This is a genomic window from Accumulibacter sp. (genome assembly GCF_029255285.1).
Classification (GTDB): domain Bacteria; phylum Pseudomonadota; class Gammaproteobacteria; order Burkholderiales; family Rhodocyclaceae; genus Accumulibacter.
On the sequence record NZ_JAPUVI010000073.1, the window covers coordinates 26,252 to 42,454 of the forward strand.

Here is a 16,203-nt window from a genome sequence, read left to right on the forward strand (position 1 = left end):
CGCCGGAAACGGGCGGCGATCCCAGCGTGCCAGTTCGCTCCCAGCCGTCGGTCATGGCGAGTCGAACCGACCCCAAAACCCGGCTTTCTAAGGAAAGAGGCATGCTCTATAATTGCTGCTGAAAGGAGAGTGTGATGCCTCGGAGCAGTGTTCAGACGGCCAGCAACCCCGAGCCCGCCGCCGTTCTCAGCAAGGCCGTAACGCGTGCGGCTGATTACCTCGATATCCCGCGCTCGATACTGGCCAAGGTTCTCGGTGTCAGTGCCGCCACGGTCACCCGACTCTACTCCGGCGCGTATCAACTGGACCCGAAGCGCAAGGAATGGGAACTGGCCTTGTTGTTCGTGCGCGCCTTCCGTGCGCTGGATTCGATCGTCGGCGAGCAGGGGAGCGCACGGAAGTGGCTCGTCGGCGACAACCGCGGTCTAAACGGTCGCCCGGTCGATCTCCTCCGCAGCACAGAAGGACTCGTGCGTGTCGTCCATTACCTGGACGCCTCACGCGGTCTCGTCTGAGGCGCGCGAGCGGCGCGCTCTGATCTGGCGCGTCGTCGAGGCGCAGCAGGTGGCGTCGACCATGAAGATCGTCGACCAGGCCGCCGAACACGAAGTCCTGGAAGCTCTCCTCGAAGCCAGCAAGCCGGCTTTGCCGGAGGCGGCGGCGGAACTCGACTATCTGCTGGCGACGCCGTTTCGCTACCCGCCCGCCGGACACGGTTCCCGCTTCCGGGCCGTCTCCGATCCCGGCGTCTTCTACGGCGCGGCAACGGTTCGTACGGCTTGCGCCGAACTTGGCTACTGGCGCTGGAGATTCCTTCAGGATGCCGCGGAACTCGACCGTATCGGCCCGGTTGCCCACACGGCCTTCCGTTGCGAGGTGCGCACCCTCACCGTTGATCTCCGCCTCGCCCCCTTCGGCACCCCGGACGCGTCCTGGACACACCCGACCGACTATCGCGCAACGCAGGCCTTCGCCCGCGTCGCCCGGGAGGCCGGTGTCGGGGCGATCTGCTATCGCTCGGTGCGCGACCCGCAGCCGAGTTGGTGTCTGGCGGTGCTCACCGCGAGCGCGTTTCCCGCCAGGCGGCCTTTGCCGACCCGCCAGTGCTGGTGGCTCGGCGTGCATCCGCAAGGCGTTATCTGGCGGCGTGATCACGAGGTCATCGCCTTTGCGATGCCTTACCCTGAGGAGAAGCCGTAGTCGATGGCAAACGCCCGCGTTCGCCACCCGCAACGCGACGAGGATGGACTGTGGTGGCACGCCGTCTAGTCCCGTCGGCCGGCCGATGCGTCGCTCAGGCCGTGCCGCCGACCGTCAGTCCGTCGATGCGCAGGGTCGGCTGCCCGACGCCGACCGGCACGCTCTGCCCGTCCTTGCCGCAGGTACCGACACCGGGGTCGAGGCAGGTGTCGTTGCCGATCATCGACACCCTCGTCATCGCTTCCGGCCCGCTGCCGATCAAGGTCGCGCCCTTGATCGGCGCACCGATTCTGCCATCCTCGATGAGGTAGGCTTCAGACATCGAAAAGACGAACTTGCCGTTGGTGATGTCGACCTGCCCACCACCGAAGTTGACCGCGTAGATCCCCTTCCTGACCGAGCGAATGATCTCCTCGGGATTCTTGTCGCCGTTCAGCATCGAGGTATTGGTCATGCGCGGCAGCGGCAGGTGAGCGAAGGACTCGCGCCGGCCGTTGCCGGTCGGCTCGACGCCCATCAGCCGCGCGTTGAGGCTGTCCTGCAGATAACCCAAAAGAATGCCGTCCTCGATCAGCACCGTGCGCTGTGTCGGATTGCCCTCGTCGTCGATGTTGAGCGATCCTCGTCGCTCGCTGATCGTTCCATCGTCGATCACGGTAACGCCCGGCGCCGCGACGCGGCTGCCGATCCGGCCGGCAAAGGTCGAACTGCCCTTGCGATTGAAATCGCCTTCGAGACCATGGCCGACGGCCTCGTGCAGCAGAATCCCGGGCCAGCCGGGGCCGAGGACGACGGTCATCGTGCCGGCCGGCGCCGGGCGAGCGGCCAGATTGGTCACCGCCTGATGGACCGCCTCGCGCGCGTAGCCGGCCAGCATCGCCTCGCTGAAGTAAGCGTAGTCGGTGCGCCCGCCGCCACCCGCCGATCCCTGCTCGCGCCGGCCGTTTTCCTCGACGATGACGGTCAGCGAAACGCGCACCAGCGGCCGCACGTCGGCTGCCAAGCGACCGTCGCTGCCGGCCACCAGAATCACCTCGTACTCGCCGGCAAGATGCGCCATGACCTGCGTCACACGTTGGTCCAAGCCGCGCGCCATCGCCTCGAGCCGTTCGAGCAGCCGCACCTTGCTCGCCGCGTCGAGCGACGCTAGCGGATCCTGCGGTACGTAGAGAGTGTGGCCACGGCGCCCCTTCAGCACCGCGACGCGCCGCTGCTGACCGGCGACGGCAATCGCGCGCACGGCCCCCGCCGCGTCGCCGAGCGCCTGCGCGCTGATATCGTCGGAATACGCAAAGGCCGTTTTCTCACCCGCCACGGCGCGCACGCCGACACCTTCGTCGATGCTGAAGCTCCCCGCCTTGACGATTCCTTCCTCGAGGCTCCAGGCCTCGGAACGGCTGTACTGAAAATAGAGATCGGCGTAATCGACCTGATGCGCCATGATCTTGCCGAAAACCTTCGTCAGGTCGGCGACATCGAGGCCGTAGGGCGTGAGCAGGGTTTTCTGCGCCTGCGCAAGCAGGCTGGCGGCGGGTCTATTCATGGCATTTCCGTTATGGAGGTACTGGCGCGGACTACATGACGCGGTGTGCGAGCGCCGGCAGACTGGCGCGAACTTCACTCAGGCGGATCGTATCGACATCCCCGATAGCGATTCCCGGGCCCTTCATCTTGCGATCGACGATGATTCCCCAGGGATCGATCAGCATGCTGTTGCCGTGCGTTTCGCGACCGTTCTCGTGCTGGCCGCCCTGGGCGACGGCCAGCACGTAACACTGATTCTCGATGGCGCGTGCGCGCAGGAGAATCTCCCAGTGCGCCCGTCCGGTGGTTTCCGTAAAGGCCGCCGGAACCACCAGCAGATCGGTCACGCCCAGCGCCCGGTAAAGTTCCGGAAAGCGCAGGTCGTAGCAGATCGACAGGCCGACGCGGCCGCCTGGAGTAGCGAAAGCCACCGGCTGACGTCCGGCCTCGATCGTCGCGCTTTCGTCGTAGCATTCGTTCCCCTGGCGGAAGCCGAACAGGTGGATCTTGTCGTAGCGCGCCACGCAAGCGCCCTGCGGATCGTAGGCCAGGCAGGAATTGAGGACCTTGTCCGGATGATCGCTGCGCAGCGGCAAGGAACCGCCGATCAGCCAGATACGGTGCGCCAGTGCGGTCGCCGAGAGAAAATCCTGGATCGGCCCCTGACCGGGGTCTTCGCGCACCTTGACCTTGTCGGCGTCGCTCATCCCCATGATCGGGAAGTACTCGGGCAGGGCCACCAGTTCGGCGCCCTGCGCCACGGCGTCGGCGATCAGGCGCGCCGCGGCACGCAGGTTTTCGTCGACGCGCGGCGTCGACACCATCTGTACGGCGGCGACACGCAGACGGGCGGCTTTCGGTGCCGTACCCGGTGAAACGTCATCAGTCGGCGAATTCATGGCCTGTACTCCTCTCGGGGTTCGGTGATCACGGCGTCGTCGCGGCGGGCGCGGGGGCGGCCGGGGCGCGCTCGACCTTGGGGTCGTCCCAGGTGCCGGTGACCAGATAGTCGAAGCTGAAGATCTTGTTCAGCGGATTCTGCAATACCTTGTGCGCCAGCAAGGTGGCAACGCCGGCCAGCGGATTGACGACGGCGACGCCCAAGGCGGCGCTGCCGCCGAGTTCGGGCTGCACGGTCACGTTCAGATGCTGGGTTTCCTGCTTGAGGTCGGTTTCGCCGCGCATCACGACGCGCGCCGACGGGCCGTCGATCTGCAGACGCGAGGTACGCATCAACCCGTCCTTGACGGTCATCTTGCCGCCAATGCTGTCGAAGGCGAAACCCTCGCTGAAAACGTCTCCGAAATCGAGCGACAAACGGCGCGGCAGCCCCTGCAGACTGATCAGTCCGAGCAGCTTGCCGGCGGCTCCGGGATCGAGCTTGACGAACTGCCCCTTGCCGACCTCGAGCTTCATGTCGCCGCTCAGGCTGCTGTAGTCGAGCGCCGCCGGCGACCCGTTCCAGCCGATCCTGCCTTCCAGCGTCGTCCCGGCGCCGCGCACGGCGCCCAGGTAGCCCAGCCGGTCGAGCAGTTTGCCCGCATCGCTGGCGTGCAGCGCGAAATCGAGCTGCGTGCGGTTGCCGTTGGCGAGCTGCCACTGTCCACTCCCGGACAGCCGGCCGAAGGGGTTGAGAATGTCGATCTTGTCAAGCCGCCAAATACCGGCTTCGTTGTGCGCCTGCACCTCGAGGCGCCCGAAACGTCGCACGCCGACGACGAAGTCGTCCACCACGATGTCGAGCGCCGGCAGCTCCTTGAGGACCTCGGCCGGCTGGCTGTTCACGCTTTCCTTGTCGGGGCGGCGCCATCTCTTGAAGTGTGCCGCCAGTTTGCCCGCCCCGGCCCCGTCCCACTGAAAGCTGCCGACCGCCTCGCGCGACTGCAGCGTTCCGCGCCACAGCGGCGCGGCACTGCTGACCGTCGCCGTAACCTCGTTGTAATACTTGCCGAGAATCACCAGTTCGTCGGCCTTGAGGTCGACGCTGATCGGCCAGCTCGGCGGCGAAGCCGAAGCGCCTGCCTTGGTAGCGCTGCGCAGCATGCGCTGCCAATAGTCCAGGTCGAGACTGCGCGCACTGACGCCGATCTGGATGCCGCGCTCGGGCAAGGGCGGCAGCGGCCGGCCGACGGTGACGGCGCCCCGTTCGGGCAGACTGTCGTCGCCCTGCTTGCGCCGGATCAACTGCATGTTCAAGAGGTTGCCGAGGGTCAGCCGGATCTGGTCGCGCGCCACCGGCTGGCCGCCGCGCGACGGTACCGGCGGCAGCATGCTGCTTTCGAAGTGCATCGGCAGCGCCTCGCTGGCGCTCTTGGCAAAGGGTGGCGACAAGCTCGAAGCAACGCCGACCAGGTTCGAATCGACCACCAGTTCGACATTGCGCTTCCGGCTGCCGACTTCGAGACGATAGGCGGCGGTGCCGCTCAGCGCATCGAGCAGCGGCCATTCCAGGCGGCGGCGCAATTCGTCCATGCCCAGCGAACCGTTGGCGACGACCATCACCTTGCCGCCCTGCGCGCCGCCCTTGATGCGCACCGGACCACCAAACAGCACGGCGCTGATCTCCGGTATCCGCAAATCTTTCTCCGAAAACGCCAGACTGCCATTGACCTGCCGCAAGGGAGGCAGAGCCGGGTCGACGGTCACCTCGTTGGCGACGAAGACGTAGTTGCCCTCGATCTTCGATTCGCCGAGGCGGGCTTCCTCGAGCGGAATCGAGAGCCCGATGTCGAGCCGCCCCTTGCCGCTGGCGCTCATGTTTTCGGTGAAATGGTCGATCTGTGCGGCGACCGGACTCTGTGCCACGTACTTCAGGAATTCCGCCGTCTCGCCTTCGACGCGGCCCTTGACCTTGAGCATCGACACCGGCGCGTCGAAATCCGGAATCTCGGCCCGCGTCTGCGACAGATTGGCGCCGAGAATCGCACCACGCCTGGCCTCGACGACCATGCCCGCACCGACGAACTTGAGGTCGGCATCGATGCCGGTGATCATCGGCCAGCCGGTCCCGTAGTCGAGAGTCACGTCGTTCGCCTTGACGGTGACCAGGAACTGCCCCTGGCGCGGGTCGAGAAACGGGAAGTGCGCCAAGTCGCCCTTGAGGATCAGCTTGGCCTCACTGGCAACGCCTTTCTTGAGCGCATCGCGAACCCAGTGGCGAGCCGCCGTGTTGATCGAACCCGGCAGGTAGCGCCACACGGCGCGCGCGTCGGCCCGGCTGAGCGCGGCGCTCAGGTCGATGCTGCCGGGCCCGTCGCCGGTATAGCGGAAAGTCCCCTGTGCCAACCCGGCGGCGTCCGGGCTGGCAAACTCGGCGCGCGCCAGTTCGGCGTCGACACGCCCCTGACTGATCTTCCATTTGCCCTGCGCGTTGAGCGTATCGAGCGCGATCGACGACTCGGGAAAAACGGTCGGCAGGTCGATATCGACCTTTTCCGAGCGCAAGTTGACGCTGCCGCCGAGTTCGTTCGCCTCGAGCCAACCCGACAAACCGGAGACTCCCGGCAGACTGCCCTGCGGCCGCAAAGCGAGAGCGTCGAAACGCGTCTTCAGCGAATAGCTCAGCAAGCCGTCAGCCTTGCCATCCCAAGTGGCGCGCAGTTCGCTGATGCGGCCGCGCGGTGCGAAATCGTCGAGCAACTGGCGCGATCCGGCGTCGAGCGGCAGATGCCCGGCCAATGCGGCAAAAGCCCCCAGTTCGAGAGCGTTGGCCGTTGCGCTGCCGCGTACCGAAGCCCCGGGCTGGTGCTGCCAGTCCACGTGAAAGTCCGTCGGCGGGATACGGATTCCCGACGCCGCGCTGTTACGTCCGGCGGCCGGCGAACTGGTCACGAGTTCGACGCGACGTCCGTCGAGGCTCGCCCCGGTGGGCAGAAAACGGGCGCCGAGACGGCCGGACATGTGATCCAGTTCGAGCGCCGGCAAGTCCTTCGCCAGGCGCAGGCTGACCCCGCGCAGCGCCAGGTCGGCGGTCAGTTCGCGCAAGCTGCCCTCGGCGAAAGCGGCCCAAGCGCGCACGGCACCACGGCCGTGCGGCAAGGCCAGCGGATAATCGAGCCAGGCACGCCAGACCGCCAGATCGGCGTAGTCGATCTGGGCAAAGGCCTGCCCCTGCCAGGAGGCCAAATCCTCGACCGCCTTGCCGCGGAAATCCCCCCTCAGATCGATGCGCGACGCCAGTTCGGCCGGTGGCAGCGCGGTGAGGCCGAAGCGGTGCTGCCGGCCGTGGTTGTCGAGCGCGAAGTTAACGTCCTCGAGAATCAGCGGCGGCGCATCGCGCCTGGCGTCTTCCCAGACCACGGTCGCCCCGTTCACGCGGATGCGTTGCTGCGCCAGAACCCAATCGGCGATCGCTCCGTCACCCGCCGCGTGGCTGACCGCGATGCCTGCCACGTACAGACTGCCGTCGGTGTCGCGCCGCAAGTGCAGCGTCGGCTCGTCGATCTGCAGGCGCCGCAGGCGCAACTGCCAGCGCGCGACCGACGACCACGAAAGGACGCCTTCGACGCGCGCGAAGGCCAGCGCCGGCTGCCCCCGCGCATCGGCGATACGCACGTCGGAGAGCGTCAGATCGGGGTTCAGGCCATCCCAGCTCGCCGCGATCCGGCCGATGGCGACCGACAGACCGAGCGCCTGACTGAGCTGACGTTCGATCGCCGGCCGATAGCTCTCGATGTTCGGCAGAACGAGATGGCGCAAGGCGAGGATCGTCAGGACGAAAGCGAAATAGAGCAGCCACAGGCTGCGTCCGACGAGCCGCCCGATAGTCCGTGCCGCCGGATGCGAGACGACAGGCAACAGCCAGTGCAGGCGATGATAGAGCGCCGGGCGCAACTCTTCCTGGCGCATCAGCGGGAGCCAATGCGCAGAGACTTTTGCCAATAGTCGGTCGGCGTCACTAGAATGTCGGGATATCTGAACGGGCGGTCGAAGCGCCCATTGTAGCGGCTTTGCCCCGCCCCATCAGTGCCCACGACGCGACGGCGGCGAACGTCCACGGAAAAGCGAGAGAAAGAAGTATGGAAACCCCCGTCGAACCCCAAGCCACCGCTGCGCCAACGCCCGGTCCCCCCTGGCCGCAGGCGCAAGCGCACAGTCGCTACCTGCGCGATCTGCTCGCCGCGCGGCCCGAACTCGCCGCCTGGCTCGGCGAACATGGCGCGCGGCCGCTCAGCGCCGTCGAGATGTACGATTTCCTGACCGTCACCGCGCCGGCCGGCGACGACGACCTCAAGCGCGCGCTGCGCCAGCTTCGTCAGCGCGTCATGGCGAACGTCATCGTGCGCGACCTCGGCGCCGCCGCGCCGCTCGCCGAGATCGTCGAAAGCATGACCAGCCTGGCCGACGTGACGACCAACTTCGCGCTCGACTTCCTGCACCGGCAGCTTGCCGAGCAGTTCGGCGAACCGCTCGATAGCCGCGGCCGGCCACAGCGCCTGCTGGTGGTCGGCATGGGCAAGCTCGGCGGACGCGAGCTGAACGTCTCGTCGGACGTCGACTACATCTTCGTCTACCCCGAGGAAGGACAGACCGCCGGCGCCAGCCGCCGGATAGACAACTACGATTTTTTCCTGCGCCTCGGCAAGCGCCTGATCGGCGCGCTCGGCGACCTGACCGGCGACGGGCGGGTCTTCCGTGTCGACATGCGGCTGCGGCCGAACGGCGACTCCGGACCGCTGGTCGGCTCGCTCGGCTCGCTGGAAAACTACTTCATCGCGCAAGGCCGCGAATGGGAGCGCTACGCGTGGATCAAGGCGCGCGTGATGAACGAAGGCGCCAACCTGCAGCCGGAATGGGTCGCGGCGCTGCAGAACATCGGCCGCCCCTTCGTCTTCCGCAAGTACCTCGATTTCGGTGCCATCAACGCCATGCGCGCCCTGCACGCGCAAATCCGTCGCGAAGTGGCACGCAAGGAAATGGCCGAGCACATCAAGCTCGGTCCGGGCGGCATCCGCGAGATCGAATTCATCGCCCAGGTCTTCCAGTTGATTCGCGGCGGCCGCGATGCCGCGCTGCAGGCACGGCCGACGCTGCACGTTCTCGAACTGCTCGTCGAACGCCGTCTGTTGCCGGTCGAGCACGCGCGCGAGCTGGCTGTGGCCTACGACTTCCTGCGTCGCCTCGAACACCGACTGCAATACGTCGACGACGCGCAAACCCACCGCCTGCCGGCCGGCGACGACGAACGCCGGTTGATCGCCGTCTCGCTCGGCTTCGACGGTTGGGAGTCCTTTGTCGCTGCTCTCGACGTTCAGCGGGCCAACGTCGCGCGCCACTTCGAGCAGGTCTTCTCCGAACCCGAGGAGGGAACACATCCGCTGGCCGGGCTGTGGGACGCACCGATGATCGGCGACGAGGCGTTCGAGTCACTGGCGACGCTCGGCTTCCGACAACCCAAAGCGATGCTCGAACGTCTGCAAAGCTTCCGCCAAAGCAGCCGTTACCAGCAACTGCCGGCCAGCAACCGCGAGCGCATCGACGCGCTCGGTCCGCGCTTGATCGACGCCGCAGCGGCCACCGACGCGCCCGACGCCACCTGGCAGCGCGGTCTCGATTTTCTCGAAACGATCAGCCGGCGCGGCGCCTACCTGGCATTGCTGCAGCAATATCCACAAGCACTGAACAAACTCGCCGAGCTGATCGGCAGCTCGTCATGGGCCGCCGACTACCTGACGCGGCACCCGATTCTGCTCGACGAGCTGCTCGATCCGCGCATGTTCGACGTCAGCACCGACTGGAACGGGTTCCGCACCAACCTGCAGGGACGTCTGGCGCAGCACGCCGGCGACACCGAACGCGAAATGGACATCCTGCGCGAAGCCCACCACGCCCAGGTTTTCCACTTTCTGGCGCAGGACATCGCCGGGCTGCACACCGTCGAGCACCTCGCCGACCGGCTCAGCGAACTGGCCGACATCCTGCTGCAGACGACCCTCGATCTCTGCTGGCAAAAGCTCAAGCAGCGCCATCCGCATCCCGAGCGGCCGCCGCGCTTCGCCGTCGTCGGCTACGGCAAGCTTGGCGGCAAGGAACTCGGCTTCGCGTCCGACCTCGACCTGGTCTACCTGCACGACGACCCCGAGCCCGACGCCGGCGAACTCTACGCCCGCCTCGGCCAGCGCATGAGCACCTGGATGTCGACCCAGACTTCGGCCGGCATGCTCTTCGAGGTGGACCTGCGGCTGCGGCCGAACGGCGATTCGGGAATGCTCGTCTGCCCGGTCGCCGCGTTTCGCGACTATCAGCTCAAGCACGCCTGGGTGTGGGAGCACCAGGCGCTGACGCGGGCGCGTTTCTGCGCCGGTGACCCGGCGGTCGGCGAGCAGTTCGAGGCGATTCGCGTCGACATCCTGCGCCAGCCGCGCGACCTGGCGACGCTGCGCCAGGAAGTGCTGTCGATGCGCCAGCGCATGCTCGACCAGCACGCCTCGCGCAACGCCGAGAGCTTCGACATCAAGCACGATCGGGGCGGCATCATCGACGTCGAGTTCATCGTCCAGTATCTGATCCTCGGCTACGCGCACCGCCACGCCCGGCTGTGCGGCAACCTCGGCAACATCGCCCTGCTCGGCATCGCGGCCGAACTCGGCCTGATCCCGACCCGGCTGGCCGAACCGGTGCGCAGCGCCTACCGCGAGTTTCGCCGCCTCCAGCACGTGCAGCGACTCAACGCCGGCCGCCGGGCGCGCGTCGAACGCGCCGCCGTCGGGCGCCGCATCGACGCCGTCAACGCGCTGTGGCAGGCGGTGTTCGGAACGCCTTGAGCCGACTCGTCGCCGCCGCCGGACCCGATGCGGCGACACCGATTCGCTCAAGCGCCGTCCGGCAGGTTCTGCTGCGCCTGGCGGCGTGTGGCGAAGATATTCGGGTCGGCGACCTGCTTCCTGAAGGCTTCGCCGAGCTTGGCGCGCAGGAAGGTGCTCGAGGTGTAGCGCGTCACCGCGCTGTAGTAGCGCTCCATGAGGCTTTTGACCATCCCGGTGTAGTCGTCGATCAGTTCCGGCGTGATGCTGAAACGATCGTAGTTGACGATCGCGGCAACCTGGTGGCCGATCGGCGCCAGCCTCCACTCGACGGCCTGACGGATGCGCTCGATATCCTGCGCACTACGCACCGACAAGGCATCGAAGTTGACGAAGAAGAGGTTTTGCCGGGCATCGTAGCTCAGTCGGTCGGCAATCGGAATTTCCAGCATTTGCGGCCGCAGACCCATGGGTGGCGAGGCGAAGATCCGCTCGTCCATGAGCGCCGGTGCCTGCCGCATGATGGGAACGAAGTCCATGCGATCGAGAATGTCGCGCTGCAGATCGACGCCGCGGGCAATCTCGATCAGTTCGAGCCCGTCGGCGCAAAGGCGGAAGACGCAGCGTTCGGTGATGTAGAGCACCGTCTTGCCGTCCTTCGCCGCCACCGGACCACTGAAGCTGCGGTGTTCGACTTCGTGTACGAACTTTCTCGCCTGGCCGTCAGCCAGAATCCTGATGCCGCCGGCTGCCAGCGCGATCTTTAGTCCGCCGGCGCTGAAGGTGCCGACGAACACCACCTTCTTGGCATTCTGGCTGATGTTGATGAAGCCGCCGGCGCCGGCCAGCCTGGGGCCGAACTTCGATACGTTCAGATTTCCTTCGCGATCGGCCTGGGCCAGCCCCAGGAAGGCGAGATCCAGCCCACCCCCATCGTAGAAATCGAACTGGCTCGGTTGGTCGACGATGGCCTGCGTATTGGTCGCCGCGCCGAAACTCAGGCCGCCGGCCGGCACGCCGCCGATCACCCCCGGTTCGGCGGTGAGAGTGATCAGGTCGATGATTTGCTCCTCGGCAGCGACCGAGGCGATTCCCTCCGGCATGCCGATGCCAAGATTCACCACGTCGTTGGCCGACAGCTCCATTGCGGCGCGACGCGCGATGATCTTGCGCTCGTCCATCGCCATCGCCGGGATGGCCGACATCGGCACGCGTATTTCGCCGGAGTACGCGGGGTTGTAGGTCTCGACGAAGGTCTGCATGTGGTACTCGGGCTTTTCGGCCACCACCACGCAGTCCACCACGACGCCGGGTATCTTGACTTGGCGCGAGTTGAGCGTGTGGCGTTCGGCGATCCGCTCGACCTGGGCAATGACGATGCCGCCCGAATTGTGCGCCGCCATCGCGATGGCCTGCGCTTCGAGCGTCAAAGCCTCCTTCTCCATCGTGATGTTGCCGTCCGGATCGGCGGTCGTGCCGCGGACGATGCCGACGTTGATCGGGAAGGCCCGGTAGAACAGATAGTCCTTGCCGTCGACCGGCATCAGACGAACGAGATCGACACCGCTGTCGACGGTCCGCTTGTTCAACTTGCCGCCACCGTGCCGCGGATCGACGAAAGTTCCCAGACCGACCCGGGTCAGCGTTCCCGGTTTGCCGGCCGCGATGTCGCGGAAAAGGTGGCAGATCACGCCTTGCGGCAGGTTCCAGGCCTCGATGCGATTGGCCACCGCCAGTCGCTGCAGCTTGGGTACCAGGCCCCAGTGACCGCCGATGACGCGCTTGAGCAGCCCGTCGTGGCCGAGGTGGTTGAGGCCGCGCTCCTTGCCGTCGCCCTGGCCGGCGGCATAGACCAGTGTCAGGTTGCGCGGCCGGCCGAGACCCTGCCGGTCGGTTTTCCTGCTGTCAAGAAACAGCGCCTCGATGGCGACGGCAATGTTCTCGGCGAAGCCGATGCCGACGAAGCCGGCCGTGGCCAGCGTGTCGCCGTCGCGGATGAGCTGCACCGCCTGGCGCGCGCTCATCACTTTGCCGGTATCGCTGCCGCGCAGTGAGGCAAGCATGGGGTGTTGGGACATTCGATACTCCTCTCGTTCGGGTGAGTCGCTTCCGCGATCTCCGGCGGCTGGCGGACGGTCATCGCCGTCGCCGGCTTGATCTCGCCGCGACACGTCGGAGAACGATCAGGCAGGCCGGTCGTCAACCAGGATCGCCCGGAAGTCATTGACGTTGGTCAGCGTCGGGCCAGTGACCAGAGAGTCGCCCAAGGCGCCGAAAAACGTGTGGCCGTCGTTGTCGTCGAGGCTGGCGAGCGGCGCGATGCCCTTGGCCCAGGCACGGCTCAGGCTGTCCGGCGCCAACCAGGCGCCGGCGATTTCGGCCAGGCCGTCCACCCCGTCGGTGTCGCCGGCGATGGCGTGGATGCGGCGATGGCCGTTGAGCGCCAGGCCGAGGGCGAGCAGAAACTCGACATTGCGCCCGCCGCACCCGCTGCCGCGTACGGTGACCGTCGTCTCGCCGCCGGACAGCAGGACGCAGGGCGCGGCGAAGGGCTGGCCGCGGTCAGCCACCTGCAAGGCAATCCCGGCCATGACCTTGGCCACATCACGCGCTTCGCCTTCGATGGCGTCACCCAGAACGTGCGCCGCCACACCGGCCCGGCGCGCCACCGCGGCGGCCGCTTCGAGTGCCATCTGCGGCGTCGCGATCAGGCGCGTCTCCACCCTGGCCAGGCGCGCGTCGCCCGGCTTGATCGACTCGCCGCGACCACTTTCGAGGAGTTCGATCACCTCCGGCGGGACGACGATACCGTAGCGGCGGACGATCGCCAGCGCCTCGTCGCAATGCGTCGGGTCAGCGACCGTCGGACCGGAGGCGATGTCGATCGGGTTGTCGCCCGGCACGTCAGAGATCAGGAGGTTCAGCACACGCGCCGGATGACAGGCTGCGGCCAGGCGCCCGCCCTTGATCGCCGACAGGTGACGACGGACGCAGTTGATCTCCGAGATCGAAGCCCCGGACTTGAGCAAGGCTTTGCTGAGCGCCTGCTTGTCGGTCAGGCTCAGCCCGTCGAGCGGCCGCACAAGCAGCGAAGAGCCGCCGCCCGAGATCAGGCACAGCACGGTATCGTCGGCGCCGAGCCCGCGCACCAGGGCTTCGATGCGTCGCGTGGCGGCGACTCCGGCGGCATCCGGAAGCGGGTGCGCCGCCTCGACGATCTCGATGCGCCGGCAAGGAAGAGCGTAGCCGTAACGGGTCACCACCAGTCCGCACAAGTCGCCCGGCCAGTGGTCCTCCAAGGTTTTGGCCATCGCGGCCGAAGCCTTGCCGGCACCAATCACGATCAGCCGGCCGCGCGGCGGCGCAGCGGGCAGGTGCGGCGGCACGCAGTGTGCCGGCTGGGCGGCGGCGATCGCCGCCGCGAACATGTCGCGCAGCAGTCGGCGTGCTTGCTTGCTCTCCATCCTTGATCTCCTCGGCAGGCGGCCGCCGATCGCTCGGGCTTGGGACATCCAGCGGTCGACGTCGAGCCGCTGCAGCATACCGGCAAGGCGCCTCCTCCGACAAGCTGACCTCTCCGGCGACACGGATTCCGCCAGGCGGCGCTCACCCGATCACTCGGCGCGGGCACACCGAAGACCCGCGACACATTCAACACGCACAGGCGGCTCGGGGCGATGAACGGCGCCGCGGGTCATCCGGAACGTCGCCCAACCCTCGTCGGCACGACCGAACTCCGGCAGGACACCATGGACAGACAAGCTCCCCGTCCTGCTTCCCGGCCGACGGCGCTGTCTCGACATCCGGTTCACCACTCGCCACAAACCTGCGTCGGCGCGCCGGCGGGCCATTTCAAATTGCAGAGTGCCGGGCGATGTGTTACAAGACGAATTTTTCGCCAACCTCTCCGCAGGCCTTCCCGCCCATGGTTTTCTCGTTTTTCAAGAAGCCTGAAAAGAAAATGGTTGCCCGACCGGCGGCTGTTCCGCGTCCGCGCGAGGAACGGGCGGCGGTGTCTGGCACGGAGGCGGAAGATAAGCACAAGAACGCGACACCGCCTCCGGCCGCTGGACTGGCGCGGGGAGATCTTCCCTTTGCCACGCCGGTGGTGCAACCGGAGACTCCGCCGCTGGATCTCAGCGAGTTCGTTTTCAGTGAGGTATCGACCGAGTACCAGGTCGAGGCCGAAGTCGATCCGATCGACGCCGACGCCGAAGAGGCAGCGATGCTGTATGCCAACGGCCAGGATCGGGCGGTACGCGCGCTGCTCGAGAAGTCCACGCGCCTTTACCGATCCGGTGCTGGCGAGCGCTTGTGGCTGATGTTGTTTGACTTTTTCCGGCTGACCGGTCAGAAAGCAGCTTTCGAAGCGCTCGAGATCGAGTACGCCGAGTGTTTCGAAAAATCACCGCCGGGTTGGCGGGAGGCGGTGGCCGCCGTGCCGACCCGTGCCAAGGCAACGGGAACCGTGTTGTTCAAGGGCGAGTTGACCGGTGACAACGCAGCGGGCTTCGATACGCTTCGCCAGGCTGTGGACAAGAACTTGCACCTTCGTCTCGATTTGTCCAAGGTGCGCCGCTTGGACGCCGCCGGCTGCGAGCAACTCCTCGCCCTGCTGCTGCAGGCCCGCCGGAAGCGTCACGAGGTCGAGTTGCTGGGCCGCGATCAAATCGCCGCGTTGCTCGACGGCCGGGTCATCCCCGGCCGTGCGGAGGATCGTGGCTGCTGGCTGCTGAAACTCGAGTTCTGCCAGTTGCGCGGCCAGCTCGAAGCCTTCGAGGAAGTGGCGATCGACTATGCGGTGACCTTCGAGATTTCCCCGCCTTCTTGGGAACCCAATCGCGTTCAGGAGACCGAACCGGCGGCGCTCGACCTGACGCTGGCGGTAGTCGGCGACCTGGAAACCGAGGCGTATGTGATCAAAGGCGACGTCAAGTCGTCGCGCTTTGGCGATCTACTGGCCTACGCGGCGGCCAACGATCCGGTACTCATCGACTGCTCGGCAGTGACGCGCATGGATTTTCTCAGCGCCGGCACCTTGCTCAACGTGCTCGCGACAGTCAAGCGGACGGGCCGGCAGATCGTCTTTCGGCACCCCAATCACCTGCTGGCCGAGTTGTTCCGCGTCGTTGGCCTGAAGAACGTCGCCGAAATCGTCCTCGCGAGAAATTGACCAGGACAAGCATCGGGAGTCTTGCATGGAGCAGTATCACGGTACGACGATCCTTTCGGTTCGTCGCGGCAATCGCGTTGCCATGGGCGGCGACGGGCAGGTAACGCTCGGCAATCTGGTGATCAAAGCCAGCGCACGCAAGGTTCGGCGCATTCACAAAGGGCAGATCCTGGCCGGTTTCGCCGGAGGGACGGCTGACGCTTTTACGCTCTTCGAGCGTTTCGAGGCCAAACTCGACATGTACCAGGGAAATCTTCTGCGCTCGGCGGTTGAACTGGCCAAGGATTGGCGAAGCGATCGCGCTTTGCGTCGGCTCGAGGCGATGCTGGCCGTCGCCGACCGGGACAACTCGCTGATCATTACCGGCAACGGTGACGTCGTCGACCCCGAGTACGGCATCGTGGCCATCGGCTCGGGAGGCGCTTTCGCCCACTCGGCGGCACGCGCACTGGTCGAGAACAGCGAGCTCGATCCGGCGGTGGTCGTCCGCAAATCGCTGCAGATCGCCAGCGAGCTGTGCATCTACACCAATCAGAACTTCACCATCGAGGTGCTGGAATAATC

The 16,203-nt window shown here is 66.4% G+C and carries 10 protein-coding genes; 5 read left to right on the plus strand and 5 right to left on the minus strand.

Annotated elements, in window-relative coordinates:
• Nucleotides 1-134: 134 nt before the first annotated feature.
• Together Q1M07_RS08780 and Q1M07_RS08785 are read left to right on the plus strand one after the other, a co-directional pair.
• The gene (locus tag Q1M07_RS08780; RefSeq protein WP_300453080.1) at nucleotides 135-515 is read left to right on the plus strand and encodes an antitoxin Xre-like helix-turn-helix domain-containing protein; all 381 of its coding nucleotides are present in this window, start codon (nucleotides 135-137) and stop codon (nucleotides 513-515) included.
• Nucleotides 475-1,200, plus strand: a complete 726-nt coding sequence (locus Q1M07_RS08785; RefSeq protein ID WP_300453082.1) for an RES family NAD+ phosphorylase — start codon at nucleotides 475-477, stop codon at nucleotides 1,198-1,200. The genes Q1M07_RS08780 and Q1M07_RS08785 overlap by 41 nt, the downstream gene beginning before the upstream one ends.
• 94 nt (nucleotides 1,201-1,294) lie before the next feature.
• Here the strand turns inward: Q1M07_RS08785 and tldD are convergent, their stop codons facing one another.
• Genes tldD through Q1M07_RS08800 form a run of 3 tightly spaced genes read right to left on the minus strand, consistent with a single transcriptional unit; the run spans nucleotide 1,295 to nucleotide 7,572 of the window.
• Entirely contained in the window at nucleotides 1,295-2,743 is a 1,449-nt protein-coding gene (tldD, locus tag Q1M07_RS08790) for a metalloprotease TldD (RefSeq protein WP_300453084.1), read from the minus strand.
• Between the two features lie 31 nt (nucleotides 2,744-2,774).
• Entirely contained in the window at nucleotides 2,775-3,623 is an 849-nt protein-coding gene (locus Q1M07_RS08795) for a carbon-nitrogen hydrolase family protein (RefSeq protein ID WP_300453086.1), read from the minus strand.
• Between the two features lie 28 nt (nucleotides 3,624-3,651).
• On the minus strand, nucleotides 3,652-7,572 hold the full coding sequence (locus Q1M07_RS08800) for a YhdP family protein (RefSeq protein WP_300453088.1): 3,921 nt from the start codon (nucleotides 7,570-7,572) through the stop codon (nucleotides 3,652-3,654).
• 170 nt (nucleotides 7,573-7,742) lie between these two features.
• Between Q1M07_RS08800 and glnE the strand changes: the two genes are divergently transcribed.
• The gene (glnE, locus tag Q1M07_RS08805; RefSeq protein WP_300453090.1) at nucleotides 7,743-10,487 is read left to right on the plus strand and encodes a bifunctional [glutamate--ammonia ligase]-adenylyl-L-tyrosine phosphorylase/[glutamate--ammonia-ligase] adenylyltransferase; all 2,745 of its coding nucleotides are present in this window, start codon (nucleotides 7,743-7,745) and stop codon (nucleotides 10,485-10,487) included.
• A gap of 47 nt (nucleotides 10,488-10,534) precedes the next feature.
• On the opposite strand, the gene Q1M07_RS08810 is transcribed toward glnE, so the two are convergent.
• Together Q1M07_RS08810 and Q1M07_RS08815 are read right to left on the minus strand one after the other, a co-directional pair.
• Nucleotides 10,535-12,544: an acyl CoA:acetate/3-ketoacid CoA transferase gene (locus Q1M07_RS08810; protein WP_300453092.1), complete on the minus strand. Its 2,010-nt coding sequence runs from the start codon at nucleotides 12,542-12,544 to the stop codon at nucleotides 10,535-10,537.
• A 105-nt stretch (nucleotides 12,545-12,649) separates the two neighbouring features.
• On the minus strand, nucleotides 12,650-13,930 hold the full coding sequence (locus Q1M07_RS08815; RefSeq protein ID WP_300453094.1) for a glycerate kinase: 1,281 nt from the start codon (nucleotides 13,928-13,930) through the stop codon (nucleotides 12,650-12,652).
• Nucleotides 13,931-14,427: 497 nt separating this feature from the next.
• Between Q1M07_RS08815 and Q1M07_RS08820 the strand changes: the two genes are divergently transcribed.
• Nucleotides 14,428-15,639, plus strand: a complete 1,212-nt coding sequence (locus tag Q1M07_RS08820; RefSeq protein WP_300453096.1) for an STAS domain-containing protein — start codon at nucleotides 14,428-14,430, stop codon at nucleotides 15,637-15,639.
• Nucleotides 15,640-15,664: 25 nt separating this feature from the next.
• Complete coding sequence (gene hslV, locus Q1M07_RS08825) at nucleotides 15,665-16,201, plus strand: ATP-dependent protease subunit HslV (protein ID WP_300453098.1); 537 nt, start codon at nucleotides 15,665-15,667, stop codon at nucleotides 16,199-16,201.
• Nucleotides 16,202-16,203: the final 2 nt, after the last annotated feature.

Excerpts from the sequence above, each read along its gene's own strand:
- hslV (WP_300453098.1), top strand. The coding sequence starts at position 15,665 with ATGGAGCAGTATCACGGTACGACGATCCTTTCGGTTCGTCGCGGCAAT.
- Q1M07_RS08815 (WP_300453094.1), bottom strand. The coding sequence starts at position 13,930 with ATGGAGAGCAAGCAAGCACGCCGACTGCTGCGCGACATGTTCGCGGCG.
- Q1M07_RS08800 (WP_300453088.1), bottom strand. The coding sequence starts at position 7,572 with ATGCGCCAGGAAGAGTTGCGCCCGGCGCTCTATCATCGCCTGCACTGG.
- Q1M07_RS08810 (WP_300453092.1), bottom strand. The coding sequence starts at position 12,544 with ATGTCCCAACACCCCATGCTTGCCTCACTGCGCGGCAGCGATACCGGC.
- Q1M07_RS08820 (WP_300453096.1), top strand. The coding sequence starts at position 14,428 with ATGGTTGCCCGACCGGCGGCTGTTCCGCGTCCGCGCGAGGAACGGGCG.
- Q1M07_RS08795 (WP_300453086.1), bottom strand. The coding sequence starts at position 3,623 with ATGAATTCGCCGACTGATGACGTTTCACCGGGTACGGCACCGAAAGCC.
- glnE (WP_300453090.1), top strand. The coding sequence starts at position 7,743 with ATGGAAACCCCCGTCGAACCCCAAGCCACCGCTGCGCCAACGCCCGGT.
- tldD (WP_300453084.1), bottom strand. The coding sequence starts at position 2,743 with ATGAATAGACCCGCCGCCAGCCTGCTTGCGCAGGCGCAGAAAACCCTG.
- Q1M07_RS08780 (WP_300453080.1), top strand. The coding sequence starts at position 135 with ATGCCTCGGAGCAGTGTTCAGACGGCCAGCAACCCCGAGCCCGCCGCC.